Annotated in this window: 10 protein-coding genes, 6 pseudogenes and 1 other annotated feature; of the genes and pseudogenes, 14 read left to right on the top strand and 2 right to left on the bottom strand. The window is 35.0% G+C overall.

Features of this window, described 5'->3' with window-relative positions; all coding sequences use genetic code 11:
* Window positions 1-58 precede the first annotated feature (58 nt).
* Window positions 59-818: pseudogene (locus JCM21714_RS09945) on the top strand (DUF3603 family protein).
* A gap of 49 nt (window positions 819-867) precedes the next feature.
* Here the strand turns inward: JCM21714_RS09945 and trpS are convergent.
* The gene (trpS, locus tag JCM21714_RS09940; protein ID WP_035723910.1) at window positions 868-1,875 is read right to left on the bottom strand and encodes a tryptophan--tRNA ligase; all 1,008 of its coding nucleotides are present in this window, start codon (window positions 1,873-1,875) and stop codon (window positions 868-870) included.
* A gap of 65 nt (window positions 1,876-1,940) precedes the next feature.
* Window positions 1,941-2,139: a binding site (T-box leader), on the bottom strand.
* 96 nt (window positions 2,140-2,235) lie between these two features.
* Window positions 2,236-2,604 (bottom strand): DUF3899 domain-containing protein, encoded by a 369-nt coding sequence (locus JCM21714_RS24035; protein WP_052000510.1) that lies wholly within the window; start codon window positions 2,602-2,604, stop codon window positions 2,236-2,238.
* Window positions 2,605-2,881: 277 nt separating this feature from the next.
* Here JCM21714_RS24035 and JCM21714_RS21380 point away from each other — a divergent pair.
* The 13 genes and pseudogenes from JCM21714_RS21380 (at window position 2,882) to pepF (ending at window position 17,173) form a co-directional block, all read left to right on the top strand.
* A pseudogene (locus tag JCM21714_RS21380) lies at window positions 2,882-4,558 on the top strand (peptide ABC transporter substrate-binding protein).
* 125 nt (window positions 4,559-4,683) lie between these two features.
* Window positions 4,684-5,617 (top strand): annotated as a pseudogene (opp3b, locus tag JCM21714_RS09925) (oligopeptide ABC transporter permease).
* Window positions 5,617-6,764, top strand: a pseudogene (gene opp3C, locus JCM21714_RS09920) (oligopeptide ABC transporter permease). The pseudogenes opp3b and opp3C overlap by 1 nt, the downstream one beginning before the upstream one ends.
* An 18-nt stretch (window positions 6,765-6,782) precedes the next feature.
* Window positions 6,783-7,847, top strand: a complete 1,065-nt coding sequence (locus JCM21714_RS09915) for an ABC transporter ATP-binding protein (protein WP_035723905.1) — start codon at window positions 6,783-6,785, stop codon at window positions 7,845-7,847.
* Window positions 7,844-8,776, top strand: coding sequence for an ABC transporter ATP-binding protein (locus JCM21714_RS09910; RefSeq protein WP_035723902.1), 933 nt, complete (start codon window positions 7,844-7,846; stop codon window positions 8,774-8,776). Before JCM21714_RS09915 ends, JCM21714_RS09910 begins: the two co-directional genes overlap by 4 nt.
* A 177-nt stretch (window positions 8,777-8,953) precedes the next feature.
* A complete protein-coding gene (locus JCM21714_RS09905) occupies window positions 8,954-10,174 on the top strand; it encodes a putative glycoside hydrolase (RefSeq protein WP_035723898.1) in 1,221 nt (406 codons plus the stop codon).
* A gap of 176 nt (window positions 10,175-10,350) precedes the next feature.
* On the top strand, window positions 10,351-10,947 hold the full coding sequence (locus tag JCM21714_RS09900; RefSeq protein WP_035723895.1) for a GNAT family N-acetyltransferase: 597 nt from the start codon (window positions 10,351-10,353) through the stop codon (window positions 10,945-10,947).
* 215 nt (window positions 10,948-11,162) lie between these two features.
* Window positions 11,163-11,558 carry a transcriptional regulator SpxA gene (spxA, locus tag JCM21714_RS09895; protein WP_035723893.1) on the top strand — a complete coding sequence of 132 codons (396 nt, stop codon included), beginning with the start codon at window positions 11,163-11,165 and terminating at the stop codon, window positions 11,556-11,558.
* 311 nt (window positions 11,559-11,869) lie between these two features.
* On the top strand, window positions 11,870-12,556 hold the full coding sequence (mecA, locus tag JCM21714_RS09890) for an adaptor protein MecA (protein WP_035723889.1): 687 nt from the start codon (window positions 11,870-11,872) through the stop codon (window positions 12,554-12,556).
* A 200-nt stretch (window positions 12,557-12,756) separates the two neighbouring features.
* The gene (locus JCM21714_RS09885; protein WP_148295006.1) at window positions 12,757-14,157 is read left to right on the top strand and encodes an MDR family MFS transporter; all 1,401 of its coding nucleotides are present in this window, start codon (window positions 12,757-12,759) and stop codon (window positions 14,155-14,157) included.
* Window positions 14,158-14,194: 37 nt separating this feature from the next.
* Window positions 14,195-14,808: pseudogene (locus JCM21714_RS24740) on the top strand (competence protein CoiA); the annotation flags it as partial.
* A 12-nt stretch (window positions 14,809-14,820) separates the two neighbouring features.
* Window positions 14,821-15,297 (top strand): hypothetical protein, encoded by a 477-nt coding sequence (locus tag JCM21714_RS24735; protein WP_439644456.1) that lies wholly within the window; start codon window positions 14,821-14,823, stop codon window positions 15,295-15,297.
* A gap of 56 nt (window positions 15,298-15,353) precedes the next feature.
* A pseudogene (pepF, locus tag JCM21714_RS09875) lies at window positions 15,354-17,173 on the top strand (oligoendopeptidase F).
* The last annotated feature ends 144 nt before the right edge of the window (window positions 17,174-17,317 follow it).

Here is a 17,317-nt window from a genome sequence, read left to right as displayed (position 1 = left end):
TATCCTTATATGGTCATACTGTTGGATAAACAGATTAGTAAAAGTGAGGGTTCGTCATATGTTATATATACATGATGTATGGGTTAACTGGTTCGAAGGAGAAGAAAATGGCTATAATATTTGTTCTTTTCACGAATGGAGAAAATCTGATGGAATCGAAATACTTGATCAAGCTCCAATACTTTTCATCGATGACCACACCTTTCAGTATATCGAAAATGACTTGCAAGATATTCCCCCAAGCCATGTTAGATCAAATTTATCAGCGAGGATACATTAGAAAAAATCAAGAACGAAAAGCTTTAGACTATGCTTGTATTGTAACGAATGGAAAGTCAATATTAGCATTTGATACGATGGGCTACCATATACCAATTCGAAAAAGCAGATTAATACCTCGGCAGGAAGGATTAGTCTTAGACTTAATTCAAGGACGGACTGCAAAATGCTATGAAGTTTCTAATCATACAGATAAGGAATTTCATATATTATCTCTTCCACAGGAGTACATGATAGGATTAACAAGAAAAGAACGACAATTAAAGCAATTATTGATGATTGCACTTGATCAATTAGAAGTTAGTAATCGGATTGAAGAAGTCAGGTATTGGTTAACAGAGTGGTGTCCTGAGAACTATGCAAAGATTAAGGATATGTCTTTTGAGCAGGCCTGGAAAAAGCTTTATCAAGAGGTAGTTAATGGCTGGAGTGTTAAACATGAAATATTTTGTAAGCAAATTATCAAAGGCCAAACCTTTTACGAAGATATATGGGAAAGAGAACATCCACCCTATTCCACAACATCTTTACGATCATGAATATAGATAAAAGGCACATTATGTGAGATTACATAATGTGCCTTACTTCTTATTTCTTTTTCTTTTTTATAACTCGCCCAAGTCCCATTGCTTTCTTTGCTTTAACTAACATTTTATTTGCATCAAAGTTTGCTTTATCCGCGCCCTGGTCTAACAATTCGTCGAGTTCTTCCGATTCAATCAATTGAGAATAGCGTTCTTGAATTGGTTGTAATGTGTTGTTAACGACATTTGCGGTCTCCTGTTTAAATTCCCCCCCATAGCCTTTGCCCTCAAATTTACGTTCAAGTTCTGCAATTGTCTCACCGGTGCAACCAGCATGAATGGTAAGTAAATTACTAACACCAGGCTTATTTTCTTTATCATATTTCACAATACCATCTGAATCTGTTACAGCACTTTTAATTTTCTTTTCAATTTGTTTTTCGGTATCAAGCATGAAAATCGATGCTTTTTGATTAATATCTGATTTACTCATTTTTTTGGTAGGCTCTTGCAAAGACATAATGCGAGCGCCGACTTTCGGAATACTGATTTCAGGAACAGTAAAAATATCATTATATCGATGGTTAAATCGCTGTGCTAAATCACGTGTTAATTCTAAATGTTGTTTTTGATCCTCTCCAACAGGAACAATATCTGTATTATAAAGTAATATATCTGCTGCCATTAAAGGTGGGTACGTTAATAAACCTGCAGAAACCGCGTCTTTACCTCTTGATTTATCTTTGAATTGTGTCATTCGTTCTAACTCACCAATATAGCTCACTGTCTGTAACATCCAGCCTAGTTGTGTATGTGCAGGGACTTCAGATTGAATAAAAAGCACAGATTTTGCTGGATCTATTCCCGATGCAATATATAAAGCTGCTAAGGACCTTATATTTTCGCGAAGTGCCATTCGATCTTGCGGAACTGTAATCGCGTGTTCATCCACTACACAAAAATAACATTGATTGTCCTCTTGCAAGTCCACAAAGTGTTTCATTGCCCCCCCTAAATAATTTCCTAATGTGAGTGTTCCACTAGGTTGAATACCAGAAAAAATTTTCATCATCTTTCACCTCTGTTTTACTAAATGTTTATTTTTTTACATAAAAAAGCTCATTCTATTCCCTATTATTAAGGGACGAATGAACCGCGGTGCCACCCTTGTTATCACAATTTCTGTGATCACTTGTTTCGCTAGTTAATGCCTAGTCAACATAGAAAAATATGTAACAAAAGTCTCCAATTCCTTCTTCACATAGTACCTACTCGCAGCAATATAGGCTCTCTTGAACTATTGGTAAAGAAGTACTCCGACTTTCATCTCTCTATTCGTAAAGTCTTTTATTATACTTTATTAATAAAAGGTAAATTCAATTTTAATCATACTTTAGTAAAGTATATAAAATTATTCATAATTTTTCAAGTTCTAATAATAATAGAAAACCAAGAGGAGGATCATACTAAAAATAAGTAAACTTCCCTGTATAAGAAAGAAGGAAATCCAGGCTTTATTAACTTTTTCAGATGGCAGTTTTCGGCTTTCTGCTAACTCATCCAAGTCTTTTGTTTTCGATCGGCCTGAAAACACTCTTCTAAAGCCTTTTGCGGTGATGTCAAAGAATTGTCGAGACATCACATATAAGTATAATCCAATAAGTAAGTAGAAAATGGTTAGATAAAATAAAAAATTAATTAAAACAAGTAATGTAAGACTTTCATGAAATAAAAATATAAGAAAAAGACATACTATTAAATGGATGATGAAAAGTAATAGATGTTTTTTAAGTTTCTGCATAGATATCAGATCTCCTTTTTATCATATTATCTCTTTTTTTTAGGTAACTTCAATTTCTAGAAGTATTAGAAAATTAGGAAAAATCAGATGATTAAAAAATTTTTGAGATTATAAGTCTAAATATTCATTTTTATTACTTAATTAACTGAAAATAAAGTAATTTGTCGAAAAAAGACTAAAATTATAGTGAATTGTTTGAAAATTCCCTGTATAATACCAATTGTGAGTTTTGTCTTTATTTAAATAAAATAAATATCAAGGGGGGGGTTACAGAAAAATGAGACAAAGTAAATGGATTTTAATCGTATTGGCTTTATTATTAGGGTTAGTACTTTCGGCGTGTTCGACTGGAAACGATAACACGGAGGAAGATGCAGGTGATGATACACAAGAATCTAAGGAAGAAAAAGTGTTGAATATTTCATCACCTTCAGACATTCCAACAATGGATCCAATCTTGACTGAAGATAACGTATCGACGCAATGGATTGATACAGTATATGAAGGATTATATCGTCAAGCACCTGGAGGAGAGATTGTTTCAGGTATTGCAAATAAGGATGAAACAGAAGTAAGTGAAGATGGCACTACATATACATTCCATTTACGCGAAGATGCACAATGGGAAAATGGAGACCCTGTTACAGCAAATGATTTTGTCTATGGATGGCAACGTGCAACAGATCCAGATAATGGATCTTTTTATGGAAATTATTTAATGAGTGGCAAGATAGAAAACTCAGAAGCTATCTTTGCTGGTGATATGGAACCTGAAGAATTAGGTGTTAGTGCACCGGATGATTATACATTTGTAGTAGAGTTGGAAGGTCCTTTACCATATTTTGAATCCTATGTAATCAATTCAAACTTTTTACCTTTAAATCAAGATTTTGTAGAAGAACAAGGAGATGACTTTTCTTTATCACCCGAAAATATTCTTTCTAATGGACCTTTCAAAATGACTTCTTGGAGTGCAGAAGAGGGTTGGAAGGTTGAAAAGAATGAGAGTTATTGGGATGCAGACAATGTAAATTTAAATGCAATTAATGTTAAGGTTGTAAAAGATGCCGATACTAGGTTATCTAACTATGAAGTAGGAGAATTAGATCGTGTAACGCTTTCTGGTGCACAAGTAAAAGATAATCAAACAAGTCCAGATTATCAGTCTTTAACATAATCTACCATTTTCTGGATAAAAATGAATCAAGCATCCTTAGAAAATAGTGATAAAATGCAAAATTTGAACTTCAGAAAAGCTATTGCCAAGGCATTTGATAAACAAGCATACATTGATGTAGCATATGGTAATGACTCTGTTCCAGTTGATTACTTTGTTCCCACCGGTCTAACAGAACATCCTGAAACTGGGGAAGACTTCCAACAAGGAAATGATGTATTAAGCTATGATAAGGAAGCAGCCCAGGAATTATGGAATAAAGCAAAAGAAGAATTAAATTTTGAAGAAGTAACTTTAAGTTTCTTAGGTGGAGACGATGATGTGGCCAAAACGATTACTGAGTTCATGAAGACAGAGCTAGAAAGTAACTTAGAAGGGCTATCTATCAAAACGGTTAATGTTCCCTGGGCACAACAATTAGACTTAATGAGAGATAAAGATTTTGATCTAGCTGCCTCAGGTTGGGGCCCAGATTATAAAGATGCCATTTCTTTTATTGATTTATGGGTGACTGATGGTGAGAACAATGATGTTGCCTACTCGAATGAAGAGTATGATGAGATTGTAAAATCAGTAAAAGGTGAATTAGCAACTGAACCGGTTGCTCGTTTTGAAGAAATGCAAAAAGCTGAAAAAATCGCTTTAGAAGAGGCTGTTATTGCCCCCCCCGTTATGCAACGAAAAACAACTGTTTTAACAAAAGATAATGTAAAGGGTTATGACCACTTTAATCCATTTGGTAATAATTACAGTTACAAGTACATTGATATTGAATAATTATTAATGGTAATAATAACTTTATCGGCAAGGGAGTATAGCTATCTAAAATGATAAAGCCTATACTCCTTTTGCCTTTTCTTTAAGTTTTAAGAAAATTATGAAAATTGGGGGGGTGTAAATGTATGATTAAATATATTGCACAACGAATTGTATATATGATTATTACATTGTTTATTATTGCATCAGCAACTTTTTTCTTAATGCAAATTCTACCCGGTTCTCCATTTAATGATCTCGGTGGCAAAATGACGGAAGCACAAGAAGAAATATTGATGGATAAATATGGATTGAATGAACCTGTAGTTGTTCAATATGCCAAATATATAGCAAATATGGTACAAGGCGATTTAGGCGTGTCATTTCAATATAATAATCGAGCAGTAACAGACATAATATTAGATCGTTTAGGGCCATCTGCACAATTAGGTGCACAAGCTTTAATCATTGGTGCAATTCTGGGGGATTATGCTAGGTATGATAGCTGCAATAAGACATAATACCTGGATGGATTATATATCAAACGTTATCGCAGTTATTGGTATATCTATTCCTTCTTTTGTGTTTGCAGGTCTATTACAATATTACTTAGCTGTTAAATGGAGAATTTTTCCACCATCCTTTTGGGAAAGCCCAATTTATACGGTGCTGCCAACGATTGCTTTGATGATTTTCCCCATGGCTATTTGTGCAAGGTTTATGCGTACAGAAATGCTTGAAGTATTAGGGTCTGATTATATTGAATTGGCACGAGCAAAAGGTGTTTCCAGTAATGCCATTATGTTTAAACATGCTCTTAGAAATGCATTAATTCCAGTAATTACGATATTAGGACCAATGACAGTAAGTTTAATGACGGGAACTTTAGTAATCGAACAAATTTTTGCTGTACCAGGTATCGGGGAACAATTCGTACGTTCGATTAGTGTCAATGATTATCCTGTCATAATGGGCACAACCTTGCTGTTCTCTGTTTTATTTGTTGTTGTTATTTTAATTGTTGATCTACTTTATGGATTGATCGATCCAAGAATTCGGATAAATGGAGGGAAGGACTAATGGATAATAAGAAGAAATATCATCCAGAAAAGTTTCGGCGTATTGAAATAGAAGAAGACGCTGGCGAAGAACTCACACGTCCTCAGCTCTCGTATTGGAAGGATGCTTGGTTAAGACTTAGTAAAAATAAAGGTGCAATTTCTGGCTTAATCGTATTAGTTTTTATCGTTTTACTTGCACTGATAGGACCATTAATGAATACGTATGATTTTGATGAGGCGAATTATGATTTAGCCTATCTTCCACCTAAAGTACAAGGGTTGGAATGGTTAGGATTAGATGGAAAGCAAACCTATGAAGTACAAGGAACCAGTAAAGAAGAAGCAATAAGCAAAGGGTTAGAAGCTTATAAAATAGAGGAACTATATATCCAAGACACAGAAGTAGTGGTCACGAAAGAAGAAAGCGAAAGTGATTATTTAACCGTCGCAATGGAAGTAGATATTTATGCAGCTAGAGGACTTGAAGATCAATACTATTGGTTTGGAACAGACAGTATGGGACGGGATCTCTGGACAAGAATATGGAAAGGTACACAAATTTCCTTATACATTGGCTTTCTTGCTGCCTTGATCGATATGGTAGTTGGCGTCTTTTATGGTGGGATTTCTGGATATTATGGCGGACGTACCGATAATATTATGCAGCGAATTATCGAGGTATTATCAGGAATACCAAATTTAGTGGTAGTTATTTTATTTATCATGTTATTAGATCCAGGTTTGATAGCCATTACGATTGCATTAACCATAACTGGTTGGATTGGTATGCACGGATCGTAAGGGGGGGACAAGTATTAAAATTAAAGAATCAGGAATTTATCCTGGCAGCTCGAACGTTAGGAGCCAGTGATAAACGCATTTTAACCAAACACTTAATACCAAATGTGACGAGTATCATTATTATTAATACCATGTTTACGATTCCTAGTGCCATTTTCTTTGAAGCATTTTTGAGCTTTATTGGCTTAGGTTTACAACCACCATATGCTTCGCTTGGAACGTTGATTGATACAGCTTTTGATGATTATCGGGTATTTCCTTATATGTTATTATTTCCAGCTGTAATTATTTCCTTATTGATGATTGGGTTTAATATTCTTGCTGACGGTATGCGAGATGCGTTAGATCCGAAAATGAGACGATAGAAAGCGAGGTGCAATGAAATGGAAAATACAATATTAGATGTGCGCAACCTTCAAGTAACATTTGATACCTATGGTGGAAGTGTAAAAGCAGTTCGAGGGCTTGATTTTTCGCTAAGAAAAGGAGAAACTCTTGCTATCGTTGGTGAGTCAGGTTCAGGGAAATCTGTAACCACGAAAGCGCTGATGGGACTTATTCCAAAACCAGCAGGAAAGATTCCTAAAGGTGAGATCTTATTTGAAGGTCGTGACTTAGCAAAGTTGTCCGATAAGCAAATGCAAAAGATTCGCGGAAAAGAGATATCGATGATTTTTCAAGATCCAATGACTTCATTAAATCCAACAATGAAGATAGGTAAACAAATAATGGAAGGTTTAATCCTGCATCAGAAACTATCTCAGTCACATGCCAAAACAAGAGCAATTGAATTATTAGAACTGGTAGGGATTCCTGAACCAAAATCTAGAATTAATCAATACCCACACCAATTCTCAGGTGGTATGCGTCAACGAGTGGTTATTGCGATTGCACTTGCTTGTAATCCAAAGATATTAATAGCAGATGAACCGACAACAGCACTAGATGTTACCATTCAAGCACAGATATTAGAATTGATGAAAGATATTCAAAAGAAAATGGATACATCAATCATTTTTATTACACATGATCTTGGGGTAGTTGCTAATGTAGCAGATCGCGTTGCTGTTATGTATGCGGGTAAAATAGTAGAAATAGGAACTGTAGATGATGTCTTTTATAATCCTAAACATCCGTATACATGGGGGCTGCTCGGTTCGATGCCTACAGTAGATAATAAGGAAGAAAAATTAATCGCTATTCCAGGGACACCTCCAGATTTAATCCATCCACCTCAAGGGGATGCGTTTGCTGTTCGTAATGAATATGTTATGCAAATTGATTTAGAGGAAGAGCCGCCACTGTTCAAAGTGTCTGATTCACACTATGCAGCAACATGGTTATTACACGAGGATGCACCAGAGGTTGAACCTCCAGCAGCAGTTAAAGAACGTATGAAAGGTATTACGTCTAATCATACCTCTGTAAGGGAGGATTATCATTCATGAGTAAAGATAAAATTTTAGAAGTAAAAGAATTAAAACAATATTTTCATACAAAAAAAGAAGTTATCAAAGCGGTCGACGGTATTAGCTTTGATATTTACCGCGGTGAAACATTTGGATTGGTTGGGGGGGAATCAGGTTGTGGGAAGTCGACAACAGGCAGAACGATTATTCGACTGTATGATGCAACCAGCGGAGAAGTGAAATTTAATGGTATAGATGTACATGACAAAAAATCTAAAAAGAATCTAAAGCAATTTAATCGTCAGATGCAAATGATTTTTCAAGATCCATATGCATCGCTTAATCCACGGATGACGGTTAGAGAGATCATTGCAGAAGGTATTGATATTCATGGGTTAATTAAGAATGAAAAAGAAAAGACAGAACGTGTGCAGCAATTATTGGAAACAGTTGGCCTAAATAAGGAGCATGCATCCCGATATCCACATGAGTTCAGTGGTGGTCAACGCCAACGTATTGGTATCGCAAGAGCATTAGCAGTTGACCCTGAATTCATTATAGCTGATGAGCCAATTTCCGCATTAGATGTATCGATTCAGGCACAAGTCGTTAATCTAATGAAGGAATTACAAGAAAAGCATGGATTGACCTACTTATTTATTGCACATGACCTTTCAATGGTAAAATATATTAGTGATCGGATCGCAGTGATGTATTTTGGGAAAATCGTGGAGTTAGCAGATAGTGACGAGTTGTACAATAATCCATTACATCCTTATACGAAATCATTGTTATCAGCTATCCCATTACCTGATCCTGATTTTGAGCGGGATCGTACCCGTACGATTTATGATCCAAGCAAACATGATTCAGTCAATGCGGAATTTCGCGAAGTAACACCAGGCCATTGGGTGTTTTGTACAGAAGGAGAATTCAAAAACTTTAAACTAGCGAAAGCAAAGGCGTAGTTTTCCGCGATAACAGTCAAAAACCTGCTTCGTTAGTATGAAGCAGGTTTTTGAATATAAAGTATTTTAGTATGAACAGAGAATTTTTTTATGATTTTTTTTATGAAAATTAACAAAACACCATTAAAATTCTATATACTGTAAAAGTAGACAAAAAACATAGGAGTTTGATAGAATATGTCGAATTACATAAGATGGTCCGTCAGCTTGATACTCACAGTAGTAATAGCTATCGGATTGACAACAATAGTAAGCGCAGAGGAGCAAGAAGAAACATTGCAAGCGGAAGCACATCATAAAAGTCTTGTGGAAGTGACAAAACATGAGTTACCAGAAGTATTTGCACGTTTTTCATTTGTATCAGATTTAACATTTGAATATCCAGACGCAGTTAGGGGGGGTATTTATGTGACTGGAAATTCAGCAGGCGGCAGTCGATTTGAAAAGTTAATCAATCTTATCAATACAACTGATTTGAATGCGATGGTTATTGATATTAAAGAAGATAATGGTTATGTTACCTATCAGCCTAAAGAAGCATTACCATATGAAGGCGTAGCAAAGAATTATATAAAGGATCCTAAACAAGTGTTGAAAACACTTGAGAAGGAAGGAATCTATCCTATTGCAAGGATTGTCGTTTTTAAGGATACACAATTAGCAAATGCAAGGCCAGATCTCTCCTTTACTCAAAATGGAGAAGTGTGGAAAAACGATAAGGGAGAGGCATTTGTAAGTCCCTTCAAAAAGGAAGTATGGGATTACAATATTGATATCGCTAAGAGAGCAGCAGAGCTTGGTTTTAAAGAAATTCAGTTTGATTATGTTCGTTTCGCAGAAGGATTTGAAAAGCGTGATAAAGAATTAGAATATGACTTAGGCGACTACAAAGATGAAGATATGAATGATGTTAAGAAGCGAGTGGAAGCTGTAACAGACTTTGTGGCATATGCAAAAAAAGAGTTAGAATATTACAATGTAGATGTATCAGTGGATATTTTTGGATACTCAGCTACGATAGAAGAAGCACCAGGCATAGGTCAGAACTTTTCGAGAATTTCTGAAAATGTAGATGTTATTTCATCGATGATTTATCCAAGTCACTGGACATCATACTTTGGGATAGATAATCCAGATCGTGAACCATATCGATTAACAAATGAATATGCAAAAGTTGAGAATAAAGTATTAGGCGCTTTAGAAGGTCCTCCTGTATCGAGACCATGGATTCAAGACTTTGAGGCACCATGGTTATATAGTGGTGCTACTTTTCAATATGGTGTAGAAGAAGTAGAAGCTCAAATTAAAGCATTAAACGAAAATGGTATTAAGGAATTCCTACTCTGGAATTCAGGAAATAGCTATACTGAAGGTGTCGATTACACGCCATTAGATTAGCCTCACATAGAGTGGGGTCTTTTCCATTTTAGCTATCGCGAATGCTATACATACCTTTGAATAAAAAATTCGCGAAAAGCATTGAGGTTTAGCGATTAATATATTTAGAATAGGGAAGAATGAATAAAAGACTTATCTTCAGAATGTAATATCAATAAAGGGGGGGGAGATGTTTGATGAACTGGTATGAAAAATTAAAGCAATATTTCCCTGTGGAAGAAATGAAATCTAAACAACATATGGAATTGCTCTTAAAAGAAAAAGGAGATGTTTATTATAAAGATGAGGGACCTGATCATGTTTTAATGTACGCGGATTTTCCCACATTCATTTTTATAGATTATGTCTATGTTTCTAAGGAATCTCGTGGTAAAGGAATGGGTCATCAATTATTGGCCAAACTGAAAGAAAAGGAAAAACCGATCATTCTAGAAGTAGAGCCTTTTGATTATCAGGACAGTGATTCGACAAAACGTTTACACTTCTATCAAAGAGAAGGTTTTAAACATGCAGTATCGATTGGTTATACACGCAGGTCACTTGCAACAAATGAAGCAAATACATTAGAAATTTTGTATTGGGCACCTAAAGATGAAAGTGAAGAAGAGATATATCAGCAAATGAAACGAATGTATGAGGATATCCACACATATAAAGATGAAGAAATTTATGGCAGGTCTTATCAACCAGTGGAAGAAGTATTGAAATATAATAATGATCGTGATGCAGATAATATTTTTGAAGCATTAGATAAAAAAAGAAAAAATAATTAAATAGTGTGTTTATCATTAAGAGGAAAGGGTATACTCTATGTGAAGAGATAATGTGTAAAAAGTGAAGAAAAACACATAATGACCTATCATTACACCACAAGATATAGTATACTTAGTACATAGCCAGTAGATTAAAGTTATTTTAATGTAATAACAGTTGAAAGTAATAGGCATCTATTTTATAAATTCAATCAAATATTGAGGAGTGAAGTTATATGGTAACACTTTATACCTCGCCAAGTTGTACATCATGCCGAAAAGCAAAAGCATGGTTAGAGGAACACGATATTCCATTTAGTGAGCGTAACATTTTCTCAGAACCGTTATCGTTAAATGAGATTAAAGAAATCCTGCGTATGACAGAAGACGGAACAGATGAAATTATATCTACACGGTCTAAAGTATTTCAAAAATTAAATGTGAATTTAGATCAGCTTCCGTTAAAAGATTTATTTCAATTAATTCAGGATAATCCGGGATTATTAAGAAGACCAATTATCTTAGATGAGAAAAGATTACAAGTAGGATATAATGAAGATGAAATTCGCCGCTTCTTGCCACGTACAGTTCGTACTTTTCAATTAAGAGAAGCACAACGAATGGTTAACTAAAAAAAGCAGATCTTAAATAAAAGATCTGCTTTTTTTACAATATAGCAATTAAAAAATATTGATAAAATTGAAGCATATAACTAGTGACAAAAGGAATATAATAAGCTACAATCTATAATTAATACGAACTCATTAATTAAGTTTTTATTTTTGAGTTTTTATGTTTTCAAATAAGCAGTGTGTATCATACAATAGAGGTAACATCCTTAAAGAATAGTGGAAGGATGTCCAAGGGTATATGTATTAAGGTATAGATAGACGTACAGTAATCCCTTCCAATCCATCATTTATCAAGAAGGGAGAGATACAGAATGGAAATAGAAAGAATTAATGAAAATACAATAAAATTTTATATCTCTTACATGGATATCGAAGATCGTGGTTTCGATCGTGAAGAAATTTGGTACAATAGAGAAAAAAGCGAACAATTATTTTGGCAAGTGATGGATGAAGTTAATTATAATGAAGACGAGTTTCAAATTGATGGACCTCTATGGATTCAAGTGCAAGCTTTGGAAAAAGGTTTGGAAATAGTGGTGACAAAGGCACGTATTTCTAAGGATGGTCAAAACTTACAACTGCCAACGGAGTCTGGTAAGACTGTTGATATGCCTGTTGATGATAAAATTGAATCATTACTTGAAGAGAAATTTGGTCCAACAGAAAATGATTCGTCTGAAATTGAGCACCAGTATGGACAGGATTTTGTTGTGGTTGTAAGCTTCAAAGAGTTAGAAGATGTAATTCAACTAAGTCATGTTTTCCAGCCTGCGTCAGGAATGAGAGATCATTTGTATTATTATGACAATCAATATATGTTGATCACACGATTTGATGAAGATTATCTAACTGATGACGAACAAGAAGATTTAATTAGCCAAATCTTAGAGTTTGGACATGAGTCGACTGTAACTATGTTTATTGTTGAGGAATACGGTAAAGTAATCTTCGAAGAAGATGCTCTTGAACAAGTAAAAAAACATTTCTCCGTTAACTAAGTATCTATCCAGATGCTTAGTTTTTTATTTTGAATGATTTTAACTGCAAAACAGCCGCTCCGTTTGTTACGCAGTTATGTCATTTCATAATTACAACATTTATAAAATAAATGAATTCCGGGCAAATTATTTCGGATTCCGAAATAGTTTGTGTTATTATAATAAAAGTATCTAGAATGAGGAAAGAAAGAAGGAAGAACATGACTGATAATCAACCGGAAATTAATCGCGTTCCTTTAATGATTGTGCTCATATCAGGAGCATTTATTGCGATTTTAAATCAAACATTACTTGGTACCGCCTTACCACATATTATGAAAGACATAAATATCGATGCAGCTACGGCACAATGGTTACAATCGATTTTTATGTTAGTAAATGGAATTATGATCCCAATTACCGCATTTTTAATAGAACGTTTTACGACAAGAGCACTCTTTTTAACTGCTATGGGAAGCTTTGCATTAGGAACATTAGTCGCTGCCATTGCTCCCGGATTCACTATCCTAATGGTGGGAAGAGTATTACAAGCGGCTGGAGCAGGAATCATGATGCCACTGATGCAAACCATCATGTTTTTAGTGTTCCCAATAGAAAAACGAGGCGCTGCAATGGGAATGTTTGGCTTAGTGATTTCCTTTGCACCTGCGATCGGTCCTACTCTGTCAGGCTGGTTAGTTGAACATTTTCCTTGGCGTAGTTTATTCTATGTCGTATTACCAATCGCAATTATTGATATTATTGTAGCCTATAAAATATTAGTGAATGTAACCAAGCAGACATTCCCTAAAGTTGATATTACATCCATCATATTATCAACACTTGGATTCGGTGGATTATTATATGGATTTAGTATGGCTGGAGATGTCAATCATGGTTGGTTCAGTCCGCTTGTTTATCTGCCATTAATTGTTGGAGCGATAACGCTGTTTTTCTTTATTAAAAGACAACTAAGATTAACCAAACCTATCCTAGAATTTCGAATCTTTAAGTATAAAATTTTCACCTTAACAACTGGGATTGGAATGATTTCGTTTCTGGCAATGATTGGTGGAGCCATTATCCTGCCGATTATGATGCAGGATTATTTAGGATTTACAGCATTAGAGTCAGGCTTAGCCTTATTACCAGGTGCTGTTTTAATGGGTTTAATGAATCCAATTACAGGACGTGTGTTTGATAAGTATGGTGGTAAGTGGTTAGCTATAATTGGTTTGGGATTATTAACGGTCACCACATTTTTATTTTCTATTTTAACAACAGAGACTAGTCTTCTTTATATTACAGTAGTTAATGCAGTCCGGATGTTTGGGATTGCTATGGTTATGATGCCAGTAACGACAGCAGGTCTGAATCAGTTGCCGGCTGATTTGATTCCTCATGGTACAGCGATGAATAATACGATGCGACAAATGTCAGGCGCAATAGGTACTGCGCTACTTGTATCGATTATGATTAGCCAAGCAATACCGAATGAAGGTCTATCAGGTATGGTCTATGGTGCGAATATGTCCTTTTTTGCTGCAGGTCTTATATCTGCTGTTGGTTTTGTTTTAGCCTTTTTCATTAAAAATTCTATCCCTGGAAAATCTGTACAATAATGCAGGAATTTTCACCTTTATGTAGAATATAATCTATATGGAGGTGAATTTATTGTTGCAAGCATTTAATCAACATGGCGAACTTGTTCCAATATGGAAAATGACACGGCAAGAAATAGAGCAGCGGTACAAAGAATCTTTTTACTGTCCTAGTTGTCGAGAACAAGTGATCATAAAAGCAGGTATCAAAAACACACCGCATTTCGCACATCAGCAGAAAAGTGAATGTGTGCAAACTGGTGAAGGAAGCTATCATGAGAATGGAAAAAAAGATATGTTTAACTGGTTACAAAGCCAAGGCTATCATGTGAAGTTAGAATATTATCATCCTCAAATCAATCAACGTTCAGATATTTTTCTCCAGTTAGGTAAGAAACAAATTGCTATTGAATATCAGTGTGCTAAAATTTCCAAACAAGAAGCTCTTATGAGACGAAAGGTTATCAATCAATTGGTATCATCCCAATTTGGATTTTAGGTGCCAATAAACTATATCGTTTACATCAGCATTCCCTCAAAATATCTACAAATGACCATCCTTTTTTACATCAATTTCATAAAGACTATCCTTTATCCATTTTTTATTATTGTCCGGATACGAAAAGAATGATTGTCTATCAAGACATCCTCTTTTTTACCAAAACAAAAACATTTGGAAACTTAATGAGTTGGAAACTTGGAACGTTAAAGTGGCGTGAACTGTTTCTACCAAGGTATCATGATAAATCCGCCTTACAAATGTATTGGACGAAACACAAAAAAAAATGGTTATATCAACCCATTTCATACTATCAGAAGCAGGAAAAGGCATGGCGTCATTGGTTATACATCCATCAAACTAATATTCAGAATTTACCTAACTACGTTTATCTTCCTATTTCCTCACAATTCCTTTTCAACTGTACCCCCCCATGGATTTGGCAATCGAGAATATATATGGATCTTATTTTGGCGTTTGATTATTTTACGTTAAGTCAAGTGAGCCACCTATTGCAAGAGCACTATATTTCCTCTGATCTATTTCCATTAATTACAACAACCTATCATCCTGTTCAAGAGTATTTACACTTGCTAGTACAACTAGGTATTTTAAAAATGGTAGAAAAAAATGGGTATATAGTAAAACGTACTACTGTATGAACCATGGCAAAATAAGTTATAATAAGGAAACAGTATTAATTGAAGGAGGAATTTAGATGGCAAAAGCGCAAAAATCGCTACCAGCTCGTGAAGATATTCCTAAGGAGTTAACCTGGAAATTAGAAGATATTTTTGCTTCAGATCAAGAATGGGAGCAGGAATGGACTAAAGTAAAAGAGTTATTATCAAAATTTGACGTCTTTCAAGGTACACTGCACAAAGGATCAGAAAATCTTTATCAATTATTGCAACTTCAGGATCAAGTATCGGATCGTTTGAGTAGATTATATACATATGCTCATATGCGTTATGATCAGGATACAACGAATTCTTTCTATCAGGCGATGAATGGTAAAGCAGAAAATTTAATTACGCAGGCATCGAGTACAATGAGTTTTATTACACCAGAAATTTTAAAATTAGATGTATCAGCTCTTGGACAATATTTAGACGAACACGAAGGGTTACGATTGTACAAACATACGTTAGATGAAATCAATCGTCAGCGTCCACATGTTTTATCGGAAAAAGAAGAAGCATTGTTAGCGGAAGCTTCAGAAGTAACCGATAATCCATCACAAACATTTAGTATGCTCAATAACGCAGATCTAACCTTTCCAACTGTAGAGGATGAAAATGGCAATCAAGTCGATCTTACACATGGACGTTATATTAACTTCCTTGAGTCTAAGGATCAACAGGTAAGACAAAATGCGTTTAAAGCCATGTATGATACGTATGGAAGTCTTAAGAATACTTTTGCCTCCACATTACAAGGGGGGGTTGTCAAAAAAGATAATTTTTATGCGAAAATACGTAATTATGATTCAGCAAGACAAGCAGCATTAAATAAAAATAATATTCCAGAAAAAGTTTATGATAATTTAATAGAAGCAATTCATGAAGGTTTACCGTTGTTACAGCGATATATCGCTTTACGAAAGAAAGTACTCGATATACAAGAGTTGCATATGTATGACTTATATACGCCCTTAGTAAAAGATATCGATATGTCATTCAGCTATGAACAGGCTCAAACAACGATAACGGAAGCACTGCAACCATTAGGTGATGATTACTTAAATGTAATGAAAAGAGCCTTCTCGGAGCGTTGGATAGATGTCGAAGAGAACAAGGGAAAACGAAGTGGTGCTTATTCATCTGGTGCGTATAGTACCAATCCATATATTTTAATGAATTGGCAGGATAATCTAAACAATCTATTTACCCTGACACATGAGCTGGGACACTCGATGCACAGTTACTATACTCATAAACATCAGCATACCGCTATGGGAACTATTCAATCTTTGTAGCTGAAGTTGCGTCAACCTGTAATGAAGCATTGTTAAATAATTACTTAGTGGAAAAAACAGATGATGTAAAAGAAAAGCTATTTCTATTAAATCATTTTTTAGAGGGATTCCGCGGCACTGTATTCAGACAGACGATGTTTGCTGAATTTGAACATAATATTCATACTTTGGCACAAGAGGGAGAAGCTTTAACTGCTGATCGTTTAACAGAAGTTTATTATGAATTAAATAAAAAGTACTTTGGGGAAGACTTAGTTATAGATGAAGAAATTGGATTAGAATGGGCAAGAATACCACATTTCTATTATGATTATTATGTCTACCAATATGCAACCGGCTATGCAGCGGCTCAATCTCTGGCAGCACAAATTTTAGAAGAAAAAGAACCTGCCGTGGTACGTTATTTAGGTTATCTTCAGTCGGGAAGCAGTGACTATCCAATTGAAGTGTTAAAAAAGGCTGGTGTGGATATGACAGAGAAAGCACCAGTCCTTAATGCTCTTGCTGTATTTGAAGAAAAACTAGAGGAAATGGAAAAATTATTAGATCAAATAAACTAAGAAAAACCGGGAAAGCCCGCCCGGTCCTTTTAATAATAATTTTGAAATGGATAATAAATTTAACACTCGCTGCGGCTTGCCCACTTCGCTTTCCAAGGGGGCGTGTCTTCAGCTAACTTTTGTAAAGAAGTTCCCTTTACAAAA

Source organism: Gracilibacillus boraciitolerans JCM 21714 (assembly GCF_000521485.1).
GTDB lineage: Bacteria > Bacillota > Bacilli > Bacillales > Amphibacillaceae > Gracilibacillus > Gracilibacillus boraciitolerans.
This window is presented reverse-complemented; position numbering and strand designations above follow the sequence as displayed.